The sequence below is a fragment of the Leptospira dzoumogneensis genome (assembly GCF_004770895.1).
In the GTDB taxonomy this organism is placed as follows: domain Bacteria; phylum Spirochaetota; class Leptospiria; order Leptospirales; family Leptospiraceae; genus Leptospira_B; species Leptospira_B dzoumogneensis.
The window spans coordinates 444,678-463,018 of record NZ_RQHS01000005.1; the positions used below are offsets into that span (position 1 = coordinate 444,678).

The window sequence follows — 18,341 nt, forward strand, 5'->3', positions numbered from 1 at the left end:
CTATGAAGTGGAGAAATATTCTCTCGAGATCTTCGTACGCAGAATCCGTATTAGTTCTTATTATCTTCTCCTATATTTCTTACCAAAACGCATGGTTAAGCGACGATTCGTTTATCAGCTTTAGAGTTTTAGATCATTTTGTAAACGGATTCGGTTTACGCTGGAATGTGGCGGAACGTGTGCAGGCATTTACGAATCCACTTTTGATCTTACTTCTTTCTCCTTTTTATTATATGTATCAGAATATAGTATTCTGGTCTTTTTTTAGTTCATTTGTTTGGGGACTTTCCGCATTTTATTTTTTGAGAAAGATCTCAGTTTCTAAAGTTTCATTTTGGCTTGGATTCGGATTTCTTTTATCTTCCAGATCTTTCGTAGATTATTCCTATTCAGGCCTGGAAAATTCTCTGAACTATTTAATCGAAGCGATCTTCTTCTATTTATATTTTAAAAAAGAAGAAGAGGGTGATCCCAAATTACCCGGCCTGGTCTTTCTTGCCAGTCTTGGTATAGTCTCCAGGATCGATTTTATTCTAATCTTTATAATTCCGCTTCTGATCGTTTTTGTCCAGGACTGGAAGAAGGGGAAAATTAATATTTCCTTAAGTTCTAAGATCCTCCTTTGCAGTTTGCCTGCGGTTCTTTGGTTTCTATTTTCCGCTTTGTACTACGGTTCTCTTTTGCCGAATACGTATTATTCCAAAACGAATGTAGAAGATCCATTTATCCAGATACTTTCGCAGGGATTACAATATTATCTTTATGAACTGAAATGGGATTCAATAGCATTTGTATTTCTTCCGATCGTGGCGGTTATTCGGGCATTTGTGCGGAAGAATTCGAGTTCTATTTTAATATCTTTGATCTTTTCTTTGCCATATTTAGTATATATTCTCTTTGTAGGCGGGGACTTTATGGCCGGAAGATTTTTCACTTATGTGGTCTTTCTTTTCGGGATCTCATTGGTTCGCCTGGAAAATATAGAGAAAAAAGAGATCTATATCTTGGGATCTACTTTAATTCTTTATAATATTCTTTTATTCTCTACTCCTATTCATCCTGTTAAACAACAAGTGAGTAAAAATCCTTGGGTTTTAGATAAAATAGGGATTACGGACGAGAAGTTTTGGTATTACGTCAGTACCGGCCTCTCTTGGTACGATAGAGACGGCTCTATTCTTTCCAACCTGGCGAGTAAAAGACCTTTTTTCCCTCCGACCGATCAGAAAGTATTCATAAAATATAATACAGGAGTAGTCGGATTTTTTCTTACGGATCAGTATATCATAGATATAATTGCATTAGGGGATCCTCTTCTTTCCAGGATCCAAGGAAAGGGGAGGGTGGGTCATAAGGTCAGGCATTTACCCGCAGGATATTTTGAGTCCGTAGGATCCGGAGAAAATAAGATCCAAGACCCTAGACTAAAAGAATATTATGATTCTTTGAACTTACTGACAAGGGGAGAGATTTTCGATCCCAGGAGATTGGATTTGTTCTGGAAGTTTCAATTCGGCTCTTTTCGAAAATACAAGGAACCATATTTAATAGACGAGGCTCGCGAAAAGAAAATATGGGCAGAAGAGAGCCGCGAAAAGAATGAAGGGAACTAATTCATTATAAATTGATAATCTTGCTTTAATATGTAGGAATTCCTACAAAATTTCACGCTTGAAAAACTGATTGTAAAAATTAGGATTTTGTGATATAGGGAGCCAGGCTTCTCCCACGGGCCCTCCTCCTCCGCCCGAACTCGGGCGGGGGCCGCCTTCCCTTGTAGGACCTCCTACAAAAACGGCGCCATTCTCTCTACAAGGATCCTTCTGTTGTCTCCTGTTTGCAGAGAAATAATCCCTCTAATAATTGCCTGTCTTCTTCTGTCTCTAGAAAATGCCCAAGTCCTAAGTCTATTCGCCAACGGAAAGTAAGCTAAGTTTGCAAACGCGATCCCGTAGAAAGTTGCGATGAATGCAGTGGCGATCCCTTCTCCAAGAGCTCTTGTTCCGGCTCCCAAATTTTCCAGCACACTCACGAGTCCCATCACAGTTCCGATGATCCCGATGGTAGGAGAAAATCCTCCCGCGGTTTCTAAAATTTTTGCGGAACGAGTTTCCTTATTCTCCAAACCTTCCGCTGCTTCGAATAAAATTTCTTCCACTGCTCTTGGATCTGTTCCGTCCACGATGAGTTGGATCCCTTTTCTTAAGAACGAATCAGGTACACCTGCTAGTTGGTCTTCCAACGATAATAGTCCGTTCTTGCGGGCCTTCTCTGCGAAGTCCAAAAATACGTCTGAGAGGGAAAATTCTCTTTTAGGAAAAAGAGATTCTCTCAAGTGAATGATCAAGTTTGCAAATTCTTCCGGAGTATAACTTGCAAACGTCGCGCCCGCAGTTCCACCCAAGATCAATACGAGCGCGGATAGTTTGAGAAAGGAAAGAAAATGCGCTTCTTCCAATAAGATCGCTAATAGAACGGAAGCAAATGCGGCAATTAAACCTAAGATAGCCGAACGCATGGGAGCAAATTAGGTAGATTATGTCCAAGAGACAAGTCTTTTTGAACCCTTTGCGTCTTTGCGACTCTGCGTGAGCATCAGAGGGGGTAGCGGAAGACGCGGGACGCGGCTGGAGCGAGGGGGAGACTTCCCCCTACAAAAAAATAAGGGACGGTTTCGTCCATCCCCTCTACAAGAAAGTGAAAATTCGCAGTGGATTGGCTTTAACCAGGGAGGTTAAAGGTCCATCCGATTTAGAATATCGGATCTCAAAGTTGGGACCTTAGGGGTTTCGCCCATTTTTTCCGGAAGAGGGTCAATTTAATTCAGGAGCGAAAAAGTTGGCTTTGAATGTTGCGCTGCAAAATCCATTGACTTTTTAGGTATTTCCAAAATTTTTGTCCCAAATGCTCACTGTAGTCACCGTTCTGTTTTTGGGAATTTACGCCCTGGATATTCTAGGATTATTTTTCTTTGGAATTCACACATATATCATGGTGTATCTGTACAAAAAGTACAACACCAATTGTGATACAGACCCGAGCAGAAACCTTTCTCTGGACGATCCAAGCCTTCCAGTAGTTACCGTTCAACTCCCTATTTTTAACGAGTTTTACGTAGTAGATCGTTTGATCGACTCCACAATTGCACTAAAATACCCTAAAGATAAATTAGAGATCCAAGTTCTGGATGATTCTACTGACGAGACCATCCAAAAAGCTGCGTCCTTAGTAGCAAAATACAAGGCCCAAGGTTTCGATATCCATCACCTTCACAGAACCAACCGTGTAGGTCATAAGGCCGGTGCCCTGGACGAGGGGATGAGAGTTTCCAAAGGGGATTATATCGCTATCTTCGATGCGGACTTCATGCCGGATCCCGACTTCCTTCTCAAAACCATGGCTTACTTTGACGATCCTCAGATCGGAATGGTACAAGCACGTTGGGGACATATCAACGCGGATTATAATATTCTAACCAAAGCTCAAAGTTTCGGTATCGACGGTCACTTCATGATCGAGCAGGTAGCAAGAAACGGTTCTAAACTTTGGATGAACTTCAACGGTACTGCAGGTACTTGGAGAAAGAAAACGATCGAGGATGCCGGCGGTTGGGAGCATGATACTCTTACCGAAGACTTCGACCTTTCTTACCGCGCAGAGCTAAGAGGCTGGAAGTTCCGTTATTTTAAAGATGTGGTTTGTCCTGCAGAAATTCCTGCGATGATGTCAGCATACAAGTCCCAACAGTTCCGTTGGTGCAAGGGTTCCATCCAGACTGCAGTGAAACTTCTTCCTCGTATCTGGAAAGCGGACCTACCTTGGAAAACCAAGGCTGAGGCTGTGACCCACTTGATCAATTATTCCGTTCACCCTCTTATGATAGTGAACATTCTATTCAGCGCTCCGTTATTATTAATGGAATACTGGTCAGGTTTCAGCTTCTACGATCTACCGTTGGAAGTATTGTCCGGAACTGCAGCGATCCTTTCTATCGGATCAGTTGGGCCTCTATTCTTCTACGCATACTCACAGAAGACATTATACAAAGATTGGAAAAAGAGATTATTATATCTTCCAATCCTGATCATGATCGGAACCGGGATCGCGATCGTAAACACCAGAGCTTGGCTCGAGGCTGTTTTGGGGATCCAATCCTCCTTCAAAAGAACTCCTAAATTGAGAATCGAAAACAACTCGGACTCTCTGAAAGAAAGGCTGAAATACACAGTTCCTTTGGATTTCCATGTAGTTCTTGAGTTCTTGCTAGGTTGTTATTGTGTGTTTTCCGTTGTGCTATCTTTCTTAGTGGGACGTCCTTATATCGTGGGCTTCCTATTGATCTATGGGATCGGTTTCTTCTTCGTAGCTTTTAAATCTTTCCAAGAATTTACTTGGAAATATAAAGAAGCAAGAAACGCAGCTCAGGAAGAGATCCCTCAGGAAGCCTGACACAGCTTCCGCCATACAAAAGGCGAGGAAACGGGTTGACTCCCTGTGCCCTCGCCTAAATCTGTCAAATACCCCAGGAAACAGGATAACCGATGAGTGAGAAAGTCTATTGCGCCAACTGCCTGCATTGTGTAACCGTCAGACAGTATGAATCCGAGGCGGACAAATACATCCTCCGGGTCAAATGTACCAAGAAAAAATGGTCCAAACGTTCCGGCGAAGAGAAGTTATACAAATACTTCACAGTGGCTCGCCGTATGCAGACTGATTGCGAATTCTACGAGCCAATGGGAGAAATCCTTCCTTATATCAAAAATTTAAAGAAAGAACTTCCCATTAAAGATGAAATCTACATGGTGAAGTCGCCTAACTAAAAAGGGCATTGTTCTCAAAACCGTTCCTCCTCCAACCCAGGACCGTAAAAGAAACGGGAAATCGCAAGACGGTCCTGGACGAACCCTACACCCTCTTCCCGGATAAAGACGCCTTATTACTTAAGGATTTTCCAGTCCGGGTAAGTGTAGGAGATCCCCTCTACAAACAATCCTCAGGTTCGGTCCTTTCTCCTGTAAATGGGATCGCTTCCTTAGAACATAGCGAAGAAGGATCCAAGATCCGTATCGTTCAAGACGGGAATTTCATAGGTTCCAAACCTTGGATCCCAAAAGCTCTCAAAAAAGAAGAAGTGTTGGAATCAATGGACAGACTTGGTTTGGTCAGTCTGGACTTTCCGGAACATTCTCTTTTATCTTATTTTAAATCCAGACAGAAAACATCCCTAATTATCTTAGCTCCGTTCACGAGGACGCAAGATGTGGATTATCTTCCTGAGTTAAGAAAGAACTCTGAATGCCATACTCGTTTTTTGGAAGTTTTAAAAATCCTTTTTCCGGAAGCTCAGATACGGGATTATATTTCGGGTTTGAGATCTCCCGTTAAAAATTATGCATATCCTTGGGGAATTCCCGAATATTTCGTTTCTCAGACCGAAAAAATCCCTTTTTCTAAAATTAAAGAAATCTTATATTTAGGTCCTGAAACATTATATAATCTTTATAGAGCTTTATTTGCCGATTTCCCTTTTATAGAAAGAGAGATCGCTCTTTATTTTTTAGGAAAGAATGGAGGGCTTAGAAAGACGGATTCTACGGTTCGTATCCGTAACGGACAGAGCTTAAAGTTTTTATTTGAAGAATACGGCCCCAAATATTCCAATTTTACCCTAAATTCCTTTTATGAAAAAAATCCGGTCAGAGATATCAAAAAGGGATTCTATTGGGATATCAGACAGAATTATTCCTTAGTCTTTCTGACTAAACATGATTCCCAAAGAAGGGAATTCCCATGCGTAGAATGCGGAGAATGTTCTTATAATTGCCCTACACAAGCAAATCCGATGGCCTTGGTTTCCAGCTTCGGCAATTTTAATTCTTCTCTATGTATGGAATGCGGGATCTGCACATTTCTTTGTCCTTCTACCATTTCTTTAAGAACTAAGATCAGGACTTGGAAGGAGGCAAATCATGGCTTTTAGTTATGTTCTCTCCACCCAAAACGGTTTTTTCAGAAGAAAGGATCTTCTTTTACCTGATATACTTTTTGCGATTTTGGCGATCGGGCTTTTGGTTTTAGGGTCCGGCGGATCTTATTATCCCATTATTCCAGCGGGTTTCGGACTTCTATTCGGAGCAGGAGCTTACTTTCTTCTCACCGGTGGGAAGTCCTACCCATTGTATTGGGTGAATCATGCTTTGAGTTTTGCACTTCTTCTTCCCAGAGATCCAAGATACTCTTTGCACGCGGTTCTTGCTTTAGGGATCGGATTAGGTCTTTGGTGGGTGTTGGAACAGAGATTTAAGATCCGTTTCCCTTTGGCATTACTACAATTTTTGCTTTTTCTAATATTCTACTTTTTACCCGGGATAGACAGCTGGGCTTCAGAACCTTCTTCCGTGTTTAGAGGATCTTCTTATCCTGATATTTATACTCCCGGATTTTTTACGGAAGGCAGCTTGCCTGCGTTTCGTTACTCTTCTTTGGAAGCTTGCGGCGGATTCGGAATACTTTTAGCAGTACCTTTACTATTAAGAAGAAGTTTGGCTCTTCTTTTACCTCTCGGATTTTTTATCCTTTTATCCGTTTGGATCCATATCGCCAAAATTCCAGCTTGGGAAACGGTCTCCGGTCCGATTTGGCTCGGAACTTTCTCCTTCATTTTACTTCTAAATTTACCGGGAAGAAATACTGGCTCACTTTTGCCTCTTTCTTTTTTGAGTTTGGCGCCTCTTGGGTTGGCAATTTTTTTCCTTCCCCCGGTATTTGTTCCTACATTCCTGTGGGTCTCATCGTTTTTTTTCATTGAATCCATCCTGATTCGTATTTTCCTAGGAGATAGGACAGAGGCATGAACCAGCTCCTTGCTTTACTTAAGCCAGAGACTGTAATTTTTGAAATAGAAGGTTCCTCTAAGGAAGAAGTGATCAATCAACTTCTCCAAAAGGCCGTCGACTCTACGCTAATCGCAAGAGACGATAGGGATCTTGTGTACGAATCTCTCATGGCGAGAGAAAAATCCATGTCAACAGGTATCGGAAGCGGGGTAGCAATCCCGCATTGTTCGGTCAATCTGGTGGATGAGCTTAAATGTGTGATGGGTCTCTCTCGAAAGGGAATCGATTTTGATGCAATCGACCATCTTCCCGTTCATATTTTTATTCTTCTAATCGTTCCCAAATCCAAATTCCAAGAACATATCAAAACCCTGGCGCAGATCGCGAAAACCCTCAACGTAAAAGAGGATCGCGAAAAACTGATCCTTTCCAAAAATTTCGAAGAGATCCGGAAAGCTTTCTCCGCGTGAGAGGGTGGAAGTTTGTTAGAAGAAGCGAAACGCTTTTTGATCTTTGCGGTTTTTCTTTCCGCGATTTCAGTATTTTTCTCCCAACTCAGATCTCTAAATAAGGAATTTTTGGAGGCGGATTCAGGCATCCAAGTCCAGGATTCAGTGGAGATATCGACTAATACTAGTTTTACGAAAGAATATCTTCAGTTCTGGAAAGGGCTTATTCGTTTCGATATGGGAGAAACTGAATCCGGAGATCCTGTCCTTTCTCATATTCTCTCCAGATTTTGGCCCACATTACATTTAGCAGGATTTGCAGTTTTAACAGGTACATTCTTCTCCGTTTTTCTGGCCTTGGTTTCTTTACTTCCACGTTTCGGTTTCTTGGGAGAAGTTTTCGGATTTATCAGCCAGCTCATCTTATCTACTCCTGTATTCGTAGTTTCCGTATTTCTATTGGTGTTTTTTTTTCTAATACTCGGATGGCTTCCTCCTGGAGGTTATGAACCTGGAAATACAGCTTACGTGATCTTGCCTGGAATTGCATTGGGATCTAGAGTATTTGCCAGGCTTTTTATTTTTGCCCACCAATTGGCCGGGACCGAAAAAAAATCCGCTTATACAAACGTTTTGAAAGCCAGAGGATATTCGGAAAATCGAATATTATTTAGGCATATTCTGCTGAAAGTTTCGCCCGTACTTCTTATCTTGATCTTATTGGATCTAAGTTCTTTGCTTTCAGGTGCAATCGTAGTAGAGGAGATCTTTTTCTTTCCTGGTATAGGAAAATCAATGTACCATGCGATCCGGACTATGGATTCTGCATTACTTTCCGCACTTTTATTTTATAGCGGGACAGTGTTTTATATTTTGACCAGAGTTTCTGAAAGAGTAAGAGATAGTCTTTTGGGTTGGGAGGCAGGCGCCGCTTGAAAACTCTAAACCTGCTTCGTTATGGCACAATCTCTCTATATCTAGTTTTAGTAATATTCGGGATATTATTCAAACCCGCTCCTACCGATTTAAATTTAAAGGAATCTTTTCTTCCTCCTTCTTTTGATTTTCCGTTTGGTAAAGATAGATTGGGAAGAGATGTGTTCTCCATGTTTGCATATGGAAGTTTAGCGACTTTCTTATTTGCATTTCCTGCAAGAGTTTTTACGTTAGCAGTGGCTTCTTTGATCGGTTTGGCTTCTTATACTAGTCCATTTTTTAAGAAGAACGTATTTTCTCCTTTATCTTCCGTCTTTGTTTCTCTTCCTTCTCTACTTTTAGCATTACTCGTAGTCCAAGTTTTTGGAGCTGGGCCGATCCCTTTATTTTTAGCAATCGTTCTGGGAGATTGGGCACAAGCTTATGAAACAGTTCGAGCTAAAATAGACGAGGTAAGCACAAGTGGATATGCATTGGCTGCCTCTTGTTTCGGTGCAAGTAAGTCTTATATTTTTAGGGCGCATCTTCTGCCCCAAGCGTTCCAAATATTAAGAGTACTTTTGTTTACAGGACTTCCTGCCGTAGTAATGACTCTTGCAATATTCGGATTTTTAGGAATTTCAGCGGGCGGAGAAGTATTCGGTCCGGGCCTTGGAGAACAAATTGCGTTTTCCAAAGATTACGCACAGAATGCTCCTTGGTCTTTGGTGTTCCCTACATTGGGAATTTTAGGTTTAGTAATGACTGTGGGAGGAAAACGTTCTTGAAACTATTATTCTTCCGAAAATTATCCGCCTTCGTTTTACTCATCTGTTTGTCTCCATTATTTGTCGGAATTCCAACGTATGCGATAGACGAGTATTATCGTTTTCCTGAATATTCTTCTCCTGAAAAGCTGCAGTTCGAGAAGGAAAGAAAACTTTGTATTTTCCCTCTTCGGAATTTAACGGGAGATACTTCTCTGGATTTTTATTCTTCCGGTTATGCCTCCGTTCTATATTCCGGCTTAAAATCCTTAGTTCAGATCTATGACGAATCTTTGATCCCAAAGTCCATCCAGTATGCTTTTGGTCCGAATCCTTCCGGTGTTACTTCCAATCTAAGAGAAGGAGAATGGGATTATGCAGGGCTTGAGAAATTAAAGAAAGGAGAACTTTCTTTAAACGTATCCAAAGATCCTAGATATTTAGTTTTAAAAGTCCAACCTTACGAATCGGAAACCGCTCCTGACGAGGGTTTTCTCATCCCAATCTCCAGGAAATACGACTGTTTTTATTCTACTTACGGAGAATTTGAGAAGAAGGGAGAAGAGATCCGAATTAATATCCGAATGAGATCTTCTAAAGACGGGTCTAAAAAAGAATTTTCTCATAAAACGAGCGTTAGGCGATCCTATCAGGAATTTGGTCCGATTATAGAAGAGATCCGAAAAACACTTTTGGGGAAACATACTAAAACTCTTTCCGTTAAAACGGGAAACCAATATGATTCACTCGTATTTTTGGATGGGAATTATATAGGTAAAACTCCTTTAAAAAGAAATGATGTTCTATCCGGGATCCATGATATTCGTATCACTAAAAACGGATATTCGGATTGGTCGGGTCAGGTTGATCTGAGGGAATCCTCTAAAGATCTGGATATTGTATTAGAAAAAGATAAAAAAGAAGGTTTTATCTCCGCCGATTCAGATCCTCAAGGTGCCAAAGTATATTTAGGTTCCGAATATTTAGGAGTTACTCCGCTCGTAAAAGTTCCGGTCAAAGTCGGCTGGAATAGATTGAGATTCGTTTTGGCTGATCATGTGGATCAATTCAAAGGAGTGGAGATCAAAAAAGGAGAAGTATCCGAGATCAAGGCCAAGCTGAAAGAAGGTGAATCCGTTTCTTATTATAGAAATAAGAAATATTTATTCTTGGATCATACCTATGATGATTTCGCGATCTATTCACTTTACGGAAGTTTGTTCTTTTACGCAGGGTATTATTATTTCAATTTAAGAGCGGATCAGGCTTTAGAAAACGCAAGGCCAATGGTACAGATCACGAATTTTGTGACTCTTCAGGAATTGCAGCAGTCTTCTCCAAATGTGCAGACATTCGCACTTTCGTATTTTTATCAGGAAAGTATCTATAACGATGCTAAGAATAAGTCCGACTATTTCAGATCTATCTCCGGAAGATTCGGAAAACACCAAGGGATCCAAGGCGGACTCATGTTGTACGGGATCGGCACGATGTTGATCTTATCTGCGACTTTTTATGCTCTAGGATTGGATTCCGAAACCTTGGAAGTAGGAGTGGCGCCTGTCAAAACTATGCCTACATTCGTAAGAGGTATAGAAGGGCAGTATGAAACTGAATCTTACGCGAAGTTTAATATGAGATTTTGATATATTCATAATAAGATTATAAAAATAAAAAAGAAACCGGAAACGGCCTATGAACTTGGGAATATCAAGACTTCCTGCAACGGGACGAGCAGGTAATGTATGAATGAAACTTCTTTAAAGACGGTGGAAATTAAAGTATTTCTACCCGCAAAAAATTTCGAAATTTCCAAAAGATTCTACGAGGAGATAGGATTCACTAAAAGATCCGAAGGCGGAGGAGTCGCATACTTCTGTGTGGATCATTGCAGTTTTCTCCTCCAGGATTTTTATAACCAAGAACTGGCCGAAAATCTAATGATACATCTTTTGGTAGAAGATGTATATGCTTGGCATAAAACTTTAAAAAGTAAAAATATAGAAGATAAGTTTCAGGTAAAATTAACGGACCCGGAAGAACAGCCTTGGAAGATGATCGATTTTATTCTAATGGATCCTTCCGGAGTTCTCTGGCGTATAGGACAGAATATTTAGAACTTATTTCGTAAAACAATCCAGAAGTTCGATTCTAAGTTTTAAGATAAGAATATAATCTAAAACTTCCTAAAACTAAGATCCCATCTTCATTGCCGGAAGGTTTTAAAATTTCAGAGAGCTTTTCCGGAAGGATAGAATAAGATCCATATCCTTCCGGAAGTTTGAATTCTTTTGAATCTAAAAAATACAAATTTGACTTTTGGGTTTTTGTATAATCCAAAAGTTTTTCCGCCATGGATTCTCCTTCTTTGTCCGGTAAAAATCCGGCTATGATTGAAAATCTTTTATCAGGAAATGCAGAAGATAAGGATGAAAGTGTGACTTTGATCGCATCCGGATTATGAGCAGGATCGAATACGACCATTGGAGAATCAGAGATGATCTCTAATCTACCGGGTGGACGGCGCAGCGGTCTGGTAATTGCGTTTTCCGTTCTTTCGATCCGGATCTTATTTTTAGAGATGATCTCTTCTAATCTATGAACAATAAACTTTACGTATTGTTGATTATGGTCCAGATAAGATCTTCCTTCCGGCAAAGAAGGATACAGATATAATTCCAAATTTTTTTCGGAACAAAATTCTTTAAGTATTTTTAATAGAGAAGGTTCCGGTTCTAACGCGAATACTGTCTTAGTTCTTTCGGTCACGATCCCAAGTTTTTCTCTTAAAATTGCTTCTTTTGTATTTCCTAAGACCGCCTTATGATCTTCTCCGATAGCGCAAACGACGAGTACATCCGGATCCGAGAGTTTTGTGGCGTCTAATCTTCCCCCTAAGCCTGCTTCGTATACTTGGACAGAAATATCCTTTTTCTCGAATAAAACAAAAGATCCTAGAGTAAACCACTCGAACCAAGATAGAAAAGAAAGCTCTTCTGCTGAACTTTCCGTGAATAGTATATTAGAGATCTCTTTTAGATCTTCTTCATTTATCGGATCAAAATTCGGGCTAAGACGGATCCTTTCTTTTGGGTCGAATAGATGGGGAGAAGTATATAAGCCAGTTCTGTACCCTAAGTTCGAAAAACTTCCCGCTAAAAAATGAGAAACGGAACCTTTTCCGTTTGTTCCTACTACGGAGATCCTAAGCCTTTCTTTTTTCCTGTTTCTCCAACCGTGAAAATCTATAAGATTACGGAATGGATCCAGGGAATAATCCCCAAATACGTTAAAATTCCTGGTCTTCTCTAAATTGGTTAATTTGGATCCGAATTCTAAAAAATCTGGGTGAGACATTTAAAACTTTCTAATATTCTTCTCAGGCGTATCCAAGCGCTTTTAGCAGTCTGGATCTTCCTTTTTGGATCAGTTCGGGACTTAAACTCACACCTGTGAATAATCTGAATTGTTCCACCGCTTGGTAAAGGAGCATTTCTGTTCCCGGCACAACCTTTACACCCTTCTTCTTAGCCCCTAAAACCAAAATGGTTTCCAAAGGATTATAAACAATATCGAATAAAACTTGTCCTTCTCTAAAACAAGACTCCGAGACGGCAGGCCCCGGATCTTTTCCTTTCATTCCTAGAGGAGTTGTGTGAATGATGAGCGAATATTCTGAGAAATTCTTTTGTACTTCGTTTAGATCAGAAGATTGTATCTTAGCGGAAGAAATATTAGAAAGTAATCCGATCAATTCTTCGGAAGTTTTGGAATTTCTTGCCGCAATAGTAAGATCTTTCACTCCCGCTTCTTGTAATAAAGTGAAAGAAATTCCTCTAGCGCTTCCTCCACTTCCGATCAATAACACTTTTCCTTTTAAACTTTCCGGAAAAGATTCTTGGATAGATCTGACTGCACCGATCCCGTCCGTATTATGCGCGCTAATCGATCCGTTCTCAAAAACTAAAGTATTACTTGCTTTAACTGTTTGGGAAGTCTGGTCCGTTTTATCTGCGAGAAAAAATGCAGTTTCCTTATGAGGAATTGTGACCGACAAACCTCTGACTCCGAACTTGGACAAAGAAAGAAGTTCCTTTTTTTCCAAAGTTTCCACTGGAAAAACCAAATAGCCGCAGTCCAGACTCAGGTCTTCATACCAAGAGCTATGCAGCAAAGGCGATAAGGTATGAGATAAGGGGTGACCTACGATCCCGAAGTATTTTGAGCTGTCTCGAAAGATTTTCAATGGGTCCCGCTTCTTTTTTACTAAAATTCTCGACTTTATCCGAAAACCCGGAAAACCTGTAATCAGATGGGAATCCTGGCCTCGCTCAACGATTTTCTCCCTTTACTCGGCACTCAACCCTTTTTAGTTTTAGCTTCTTCTTCGGGTTGGTGGACGACATTCACGGATATACTGTTCGTTCTTTCTATTAGCGGCGGTTTAGCCTGGTATTTTTATTATTATAAAAGAAAGGATCTTTTAGGCGGATACTGGGTGGCGTTTTTAGTCGCCATTCTGGGATCTCTGATCATTCTTTCTATTTTCCAAGACCTGATCCGAGAAGTGGTGTATTGGTTAATCTCACCAAAGATCGGGATCTACCAGGTTGCAAATGTGAATTTGATCGCGGTGATCTTGGGCGGATACTCCATGCTCTATATCATGAACCGTATCAATCATAACAAAGAACGCAGAGATTAATTTAAGGGCGACTCACTCGCTTTGCTCGTGATCGCGCTGCTACGTGCTGCGCGTTCGCTCCGGTCCTTCGGACTTCCACTTCGCATCGCTGTCGCGTACTAAAGACAAAAACACTACTATAGAGTGTAAATTCCCGGTTTTAGTTATCGTTCTTTTTATTTTTTTCCGCCAAAGACATTTCGAATACTTTGGTGTACTTTAGAAAATTATAATAGAAGCCCATAATCGCGAGGATTAGTCCTCTTCTGCCGTCCAAAAATCCTAGTCTTACAAAATACATCCAAAAGGATTTGTATCCTGCTTCTAAAAGAGCTAAGAATAATCCGCTGCGTTTTCCTTTTCCGAATTTTTCAGTGGCTGCGAGTTCGGAGTATCTATTGATAAAGCTGACATGATCGAATAGGTTTTCGTACGAATAATGGAAGACCGGATGTTTTAACTTCTTTCTTTTTCCGGACAATTCCACCGCTTCATGGACCTTTCCGCCTACAAACTTTCCTTTGGATTTTAAGAATAGTCTGGCTCTATAATTCGGATACCAGCCTCCGTGTCGGATCCATTTTCCCATGTACATCGTAAGTCTTGGGATGATGAATCCGTCTTCTTCCGGTTCTCCATTCTTAAATAAACTTTTGATCTCTTCTTTTAGGCCTGGAGAAAGTTCTTCGTCCGCATCCAGAGTGAGTATCCAAGGATTTTCAGCTAAAGAGATTACATGATTCTTTTGGGAAACGTAATCGTCGAATTTCCGTAGAACTACTTTGGCTCCCTTCTTCTTTGCGATACTTTCGGTTTTATCCTTGGAACCGGAATCCAATACTATGATCTCGTTTACGAAATCAAGAGAAGACAGACATCTTTCGATATTATCTTCTTCGTTTAATGTGATGATACAGGCTGAGATTGGTAACATCAAGCGCGGGAAAAATCCTGGTCTCTTACGGATTTAAAATTAGACGAAAGAGGAACTTCCAATCTGGCGATGGTTACGTCTTTGCGGATGATGATCCTGAAAAAGGAAGGATCGATACCTTCTCCTTTTAGCATGATTAATATCAGTGCGAGTCCCAATCCGGCTCCTTCCGTATTGTCGGCGTTATCTAAATAGAATTGGGCGATGTCTCCGTACTGCATTCCTTTTTCTAATTTTTCGCGGAGGGATTTTTCTTCTTCAATAGTAACCGGTGTATTGTTCGTGACTTCTACCCGAATTCCATCCATGGAATAGTCGAAAGTGATCAGACAAAAATATCCCTTCTTTTTGGATTTGTTTCCGTATTCTTCCGCCATACTTTCGGAGAATAATTCCCTGTATTCGGAGACTCCTTTTTTGTACTGGATCGGATTTTCTATATCGTATCCTTTTTCCTCGAAGAAGATCCTTTTTTGATTTGCCTTGCAGGCGTTGATCGATAATTCTTTTACGATAGTGTAAATCGTTGGAACAAGGGTGGGATAAGTGACCTTATCCAAGATGAGCTCGATCGCTTGTTGGATATGTTCCTCGACCGATCTGGTGATCCGATGGGTCTTTAGAGAGAGGATTCTTCCGTCCTCCACCGTAAGCCGGATATTGTCTGATATATCCCGGATTTCCTGACCCATTAACCTTGAACTTTTCGGAACTCGATTTGTTTGTCAAGAGACTCATTCTAATAGCTTTAAAAAAGGTCCGTTCTAATCCGGCCCGAATTTTGCCGAAATTCTTCCCTTATGTTTTAGGGAGCCTTCTATTTTCTTGGAACATTTATGCCGATTCCTGGTCTTGGAGCGGGGCTTATCTCATCCAACCGGAAACTTTGGAGTATTCCGGGCCGGTCCAGATCCAAGTGAAAGACGGTTTGGTGGAGAAAATATCTTCTTCCCCGGCATCTAAGGAACCTCTGTTCATTTTACCTGGATTCTGTGATTCTCATGTAACCTTGGGGGCAAATTCTCTAGGAGGTTGGAAGGATCGTTCAGAATTAGAATCCGATCTGAAACAATTTCTGCTACATGGGTTCACTCATATCCAGAGTATCGCAGATCCTCCTTGGGCTTCCGAACTTTCCGAGATCAGAAAAAAGAATTCTCAGTATCCTCGCATTTCCGTTCTTCCACCTGTTTTGCTCGCAGAGTCCAAAGAAATTTCCGCATCCAAAGTTTCAGGTTACAAGATCCTAAAATCACCTGAAGAAGCGATGTCTTCCGTTTCCGGTAAAAAAGGAAAGATCCATTTATTCTTAAGGCATAATGAAGGAGAAACTTTCGAAGTGGATGGAAAACTTCTCTATCGAATGAGAACTGAAGCGGAGAAGAATGGATTAGAATTATCCGTTTCTACCTTCGGGGAAGAATTCGCAAATTGGGAAGCATTGTCTTCCGAAACGAAGGTGCTCTATCATCCTATTCCGGAAACTTCTTCCATTCGTCCAGTTGCTCATAATTTGGTAAAACAGATCTGGGCTCCACTTTTCGGGATCTATTTTACAAGAAAGGGGATAGGTACTTCTTCTTTTGCGGAAGAATGGGAAAAATGGACCCAATGGAGTCCGACTTTTAAAGAAAGAGCACTGTCTAAAGAAGTACTCTCGACTATGACTGCACTTTCCGGATCGGAAAGAGAAGAAGCGGAGAAAGAATACGAATCCTATCTTGCTTTCTTGAGGGCCCGCAAGAATCTGACCCTAAGGATCTTACTCGGTTCGGGCGCGGGTCACCAACTACAGTTCCCTGGAATTTCCGGCTGGAAGGAACTTAGAATTTTATCCGAACTTCTGGGACCCAAAGAAGCATTGAGAGCGGCAACCGAAACCACCTGCCAATATTTGGGGGCGGCTCATGAGGGGAAGATCCGAGTAGGAAAACCGGCTCATCTTTTGATTTTTAGAGAAGACCCTCTCCAAAATTGGGATAAACTAAAAACATTAAGAACGGTCGTGACGGAGAGAGTGAAAACCGAGATCTCTTCTCCTGAAAAAAAGAAAACCGAAAGGCGGAGACGATGAAAGAAGATCAAAAAGAACTGTTTCAAAAATTACTGGACGAAAGTTTCAGAAAAAAAGCGGCCTTAGAGCCTGGAGCAAAAGTTTCTGCGTTAGTCACTAGTTCTAAATCGGATTACGTTTTTATAAAGATCCAAGGAGCAGGTCTCTCCGGGATCATCGCCGCGGATGAATTTACGGAAGCTCCCCCTAAGCAGGGAGAAACGATCGAGGCATATTTTTTACAGGAATCTTCCGGAGACCAATACTTCACCACTTGTTTGAACGGGGACACAATCTCTAAGGATATGGTATCAGTAGCCCATACTGCTGAGATCCCGGTTTTGGGTCATATCGTCGGGGAGAATGATGCAGGCGTAGAAGTCAAGTTAGGCGAACAAACAGGTTTCTGCCCATTCTCCCAATTAGATCCTGAGCTTAAAAAACAGAATAACGGAGTCGGCAAAAGGGTCCGTTTCCTCATTTCAGAAGTGGGGAATAAGGGAAAGATCATCGTTTCCCAAAAGAAAATCGCGGATAAGGAAAGAGAGGCCAAAATTTCAGTTCTAAAAGGAGAATTGAAACCCGGTATGTTCGTTACCTGCAAGGTCAAATCGGTCCATACTTTCGGATTGATCGTCGAAGCTGACGGACTTACCGCACTTGTTCCCGCTTCCGAGGCGACTTTCAAAAAGGGAGCGGATCTTACTAAAGATTTCCATCCTGGACAAGTACTGAGAGCAAAAGTTTTAAAATTAGATTGGGAAGAAGGAAAACACAGCTTTACCGTTAAAGATTTCCTAAAAGATCCTTGGGCCCAAAATGTTCCTTTCAAAGAAGGTGATCTAGTCACAGGAACCGTAGAAAGTGTAAAACCTTTCGGAGTATTCGTAAAATTGAATGAACAATTTTCCGGACTGGTCCCTAACAGAGAAACCGGATTACAAAATCGTACACCTGCCGCACAACATTTCAAGATGGGAGATTCTGTTTCCGCATTTGTAACGGAAGTGAATATAGGCAAAAGACAGATCTCACTTTCTCTTGTGAAAGCGAAAGAAGTTCAGGAAAGATTGGATTATAGCGGATATCTTTCCGAGGAAACTTCTTCCACCGGATCTTTCGGCGCTATTCTTGCAAAATCCTTAAACAAGGGACAGAAAAAAGGATAAATGGCTCTCCGGATCGCATTGTATCGACCGGAGATACCTCCCAATACGGGAAATATCGCCCGACTATGCGTCGCTTTAGGAGCGGAGCTGCATATCGTAGGAGAACCTGCCTTCGAGTTGTCTGAAAAAGCGGCAAGAAGAGCAGGGCTGGATTATTGGGATAAACTAAAACTCACTCTTCATTCCGGTTGGGAAGCTTTCTCAAAGACCTTAGACACTGATTCCAAATTATATTTAATATCTACTAAAGGTAAAATTTCTTATACAACTCCGGAGTACGGGGAGAATGACGTATTTTTATTCGGAAATGAAACATCCGGACTCCCTCAGGAAATTTTTGGATCAGAGATCCCTAATGGGATCCTTAGGATCCCGATGGAAGAAGATTGCAGATGTTTAAATTTGAGTAACGCAGTCGCGGTAATCGCATACGAGGCATTGCGCCAAATTCGTCGTTGGTGACTCGGAAACTGTCTTCCGAAAAAAATCGGATTTACACCCCTCGAAAAAAACAGTCCTATGGAAAAATAT

The 18,341-nt window shown here is 41.2% G+C and carries 19 protein-coding genes; 14 read left to right on the forward strand and 5 right to left on the reverse strand.

Translation table 11 applies throughout. The features are described from left to right. The first annotated feature begins 2 nt into the window (after positions 1-2). A complete protein-coding gene (locus tag EHR06_RS03440; protein ID WP_135755729.1) occupies positions 3-1,613 on the forward strand; it encodes a hypothetical protein in 1,611 nt (536 codons plus the stop codon). Positions 1,614-1,786: 173 nt separating this feature from the next. On the opposite strand, the gene EHR06_RS03445 is transcribed toward EHR06_RS03440, so the two are convergent. Continuing rightward, entirely contained in the window at positions 1,787-2,518 is a 732-nt protein-coding gene (locus EHR06_RS03445; RefSeq protein WP_135755730.1) for a motility protein A, read from the reverse strand. A gap of 386 nt (positions 2,519-2,904) precedes the next feature. Between EHR06_RS03445 and EHR06_RS03450 the strand changes: the two genes are divergently transcribed. The 9 genes from EHR06_RS03450 to EHR06_RS03490 all read left to right on the forward strand — a co-directional run bounded on the left by EHR06_RS03450 (position 2,905) and on the right by EHR06_RS03490 (position 11,087). Then, positions 2,905-4,449 carry a cellulose synthase family protein gene (locus EHR06_RS03450; RefSeq protein WP_135756088.1) on the forward strand — a complete coding sequence of 515 codons (1,545 nt, stop codon included), beginning with the start codon at positions 2,905-2,907 and terminating at the stop codon, positions 4,447-4,449. Between the two features lie 92 nt (positions 4,450-4,541). Then, complete coding sequence (locus tag EHR06_RS03455; RefSeq protein ID WP_010414765.1) at positions 4,542-4,823, forward strand: hypothetical protein; 282 nt, start codon at positions 4,542-4,544, stop codon at positions 4,821-4,823. An 8-nt stretch (positions 4,824-4,831) separates the two neighbouring features. Next, complete coding sequence (locus EHR06_RS03460; protein WP_135755731.1) at positions 4,832-5,983, forward strand: 4Fe-4S dicluster domain-containing protein; 1,152 nt, start codon at positions 4,832-4,834, stop codon at positions 5,981-5,983. Beyond that, a complete protein-coding gene (locus EHR06_RS03465) occupies positions 5,973-6,857 on the forward strand; it encodes a hypothetical protein (protein WP_135755732.1) in 885 nt (294 codons plus the stop codon). Before EHR06_RS03460 ends, EHR06_RS03465 begins: the two co-directional genes overlap by 11 nt. Further along, on the forward strand, positions 6,854-7,309 hold the full coding sequence (locus tag EHR06_RS03470; protein ID WP_100705620.1) for a PTS sugar transporter subunit IIA: 456 nt from the start codon (positions 6,854-6,856) through the stop codon (positions 7,307-7,309). Before EHR06_RS03465 ends, EHR06_RS03470 begins: the two co-directional genes overlap by 4 nt. Positions 7,310-7,321: 12 nt before the next feature. After that, positions 7,322-8,224, forward strand: a complete 903-nt coding sequence (locus EHR06_RS03475) for an ABC transporter permease subunit (protein WP_135755733.1) — start codon at positions 7,322-7,324, stop codon at positions 8,222-8,224. Continuing rightward, positions 8,221-8,991 carry an ABC transporter permease gene (locus EHR06_RS03480; protein ID WP_135755734.1) on the forward strand — a complete coding sequence of 257 codons (771 nt, stop codon included), beginning with the start codon at positions 8,221-8,223 and terminating at the stop codon, positions 8,989-8,991. Before EHR06_RS03475 ends, EHR06_RS03480 begins: the two co-directional genes overlap by 4 nt. Continuing rightward, entirely contained in the window at positions 8,988-10,616 is a 1,629-nt protein-coding gene (locus EHR06_RS03485) for a PEGA domain-containing protein (protein ID WP_135755735.1), read from the forward strand. Before EHR06_RS03480 ends, EHR06_RS03485 begins: the two co-directional genes overlap by 4 nt. Positions 10,617-10,715: 99 nt before the next feature. Next, positions 10,716-11,087: a VOC family protein gene (locus EHR06_RS03490; RefSeq protein ID WP_135755736.1), complete on the forward strand. Its 372-nt coding sequence runs from the start codon at positions 10,716-10,718 to the stop codon at positions 11,085-11,087. 34 nt (positions 11,088-11,121) lie between these two features. On the opposite strand, the gene EHR06_RS03495 is transcribed toward EHR06_RS03490, so the two are convergent. Further along, positions 11,122-12,327, reverse strand: a complete 1,206-nt coding sequence (locus tag EHR06_RS03495; protein ID WP_135755737.1) for a bifunctional folylpolyglutamate synthase/dihydrofolate synthase — start codon at positions 12,325-12,327, stop codon at positions 11,122-11,124. A 22-nt stretch (positions 12,328-12,349) separates the two neighbouring features. Continuing rightward, positions 12,350-13,216, reverse strand: a complete 867-nt coding sequence (gene aroE, locus EHR06_RS03500; RefSeq protein WP_135755738.1) for a shikimate dehydrogenase — start codon at positions 13,214-13,216, stop codon at positions 12,350-12,352. A 66-nt stretch (positions 13,217-13,282) separates the two neighbouring features. Here aroE and EHR06_RS03505 point away from each other — a divergent pair, with 66 nt between their 5' ends. After that, the gene (locus EHR06_RS03505) at positions 13,283-13,675 is read left to right on the forward strand and encodes a hypothetical protein (protein WP_024863917.1); all 393 of its coding nucleotides are present in this window, start codon (positions 13,283-13,285) and stop codon (positions 13,673-13,675) included. A gap of 139 nt (positions 13,676-13,814) precedes the next feature. Here the strand turns inward: EHR06_RS03505 and EHR06_RS03510 are convergent, their stop codons facing one another. Together EHR06_RS03510 and EHR06_RS03515 are read right to left on the reverse strand one after the other, a co-directional pair. Continuing rightward, positions 13,815-14,591 carry a glycosyltransferase family 2 protein gene (locus EHR06_RS03510; protein WP_167492268.1) on the reverse strand — a complete coding sequence of 259 codons (777 nt, stop codon included), beginning with the start codon at positions 14,589-14,591 and terminating at the stop codon, positions 13,815-13,817. Further along, a complete protein-coding gene (locus EHR06_RS03515; protein ID WP_135755740.1) occupies positions 14,588-15,280 on the reverse strand; it encodes an ATP-binding protein in 693 nt (230 codons plus the stop codon). Before EHR06_RS03515 ends, EHR06_RS03510 begins: the two co-directional genes overlap by 4 nt. Before the next feature lie 26 nt (positions 15,281-15,306). On the opposite strand from EHR06_RS03515, the gene EHR06_RS03520 reads away from it, so the two are divergent. Genes EHR06_RS03520 through EHR06_RS03530 form a run of 3 tightly spaced genes read left to right on the forward strand, consistent with a single transcriptional unit; the run spans position 15,307 to position 18,272 of the window. Further along, positions 15,307-16,662, forward strand: coding sequence for an amidohydrolase family protein (locus EHR06_RS03520; RefSeq protein ID WP_135755741.1), 1,356 nt, complete (start codon positions 15,307-15,309; stop codon positions 16,660-16,662). Beyond that, positions 16,659-17,810 carry a S1 RNA-binding domain-containing protein gene (locus EHR06_RS03525; RefSeq protein ID WP_135755742.1) on the forward strand — a complete coding sequence of 384 codons (1,152 nt, stop codon included), beginning with the start codon at positions 16,659-16,661 and terminating at the stop codon, positions 17,808-17,810. The genes EHR06_RS03520 and EHR06_RS03525 overlap by 4 nt, the downstream gene beginning before the upstream one ends. Further along, positions 17,811-18,272: a tRNA (cytidine(34)-2'-O)-methyltransferase gene (locus tag EHR06_RS03530; RefSeq protein ID WP_135755743.1), complete on the forward strand. Its 462-nt coding sequence runs from the start codon at positions 17,811-17,813 to the stop codon at positions 18,270-18,272. Positions 18,273-18,341: the final 69 nt, after the last annotated feature.

Excerpts from the sequence above, each read along its gene's own strand:
- EHR06_RS03440 (WP_135755729.1), top strand. The coding sequence starts at position 3 with ATGAAGTGGAGAAATATTCTCTCGAGATCTTCGTACGCAGAATCCGTA.
- EHR06_RS03445 (WP_135755730.1), bottom strand. The coding sequence starts at position 2,518 with ATGCGTTCGGCTATCTTAGGTTTAATTGCCGCATTTGCTTCCGTTCTA.
- EHR06_RS03450 (WP_135756088.1), top strand. The coding sequence starts at position 2,905 with ATGCTCACTGTAGTCACCGTTCTGTTTTTGGGAATTTACGCCCTGGAT.
- EHR06_RS03455 (WP_010414765.1), top strand. The coding sequence starts at position 4,542 with ATGAGTGAGAAAGTCTATTGCGCCAACTGCCTGCATTGTGTAACCGTC.
- EHR06_RS03465 (WP_135755732.1), top strand. The coding sequence starts at position 5,973 with ATGGCTTTTAGTTATGTTCTCTCCACCCAAAACGGTTTTTTCAGAAGA.
- EHR06_RS03470 (WP_100705620.1), top strand. The coding sequence starts at position 6,854 with ATGAACCAGCTCCTTGCTTTACTTAAGCCAGAGACTGTAATTTTTGAA.
- EHR06_RS03490 (WP_135755736.1), top strand. The coding sequence starts at position 10,716 with ATGAATGAAACTTCTTTAAAGACGGTGGAAATTAAAGTATTTCTACCC.
- EHR06_RS03495 (WP_135755737.1), bottom strand. The coding sequence starts at position 12,327 with ATGTCTCACCCAGATTTTTTAGAATTCGGATCCAAATTAACCAATTTA.
- EHR06_RS03505 (WP_024863917.1), top strand. The coding sequence starts at position 13,283 with ATGGGAATCCTGGCCTCGCTCAACGATTTTCTCCCTTTACTCGGCACT.
- EHR06_RS03515 (WP_135755740.1), bottom strand. The coding sequence starts at position 15,280 with ATGGGTCAGGAAATCCGGGATATATCAGACAATATCCGGCTTACGGTG.
- EHR06_RS03525 (WP_135755742.1), top strand. The coding sequence starts at position 16,659 with ATGAAAGAAGATCAAAAAGAACTGTTTCAAAAATTACTGGACGAAAGT.
- EHR06_RS03530 (WP_135755743.1), top strand. The coding sequence starts at position 17,811 with ATGGCTCTCCGGATCGCATTGTATCGACCGGAGATACCTCCCAATACG.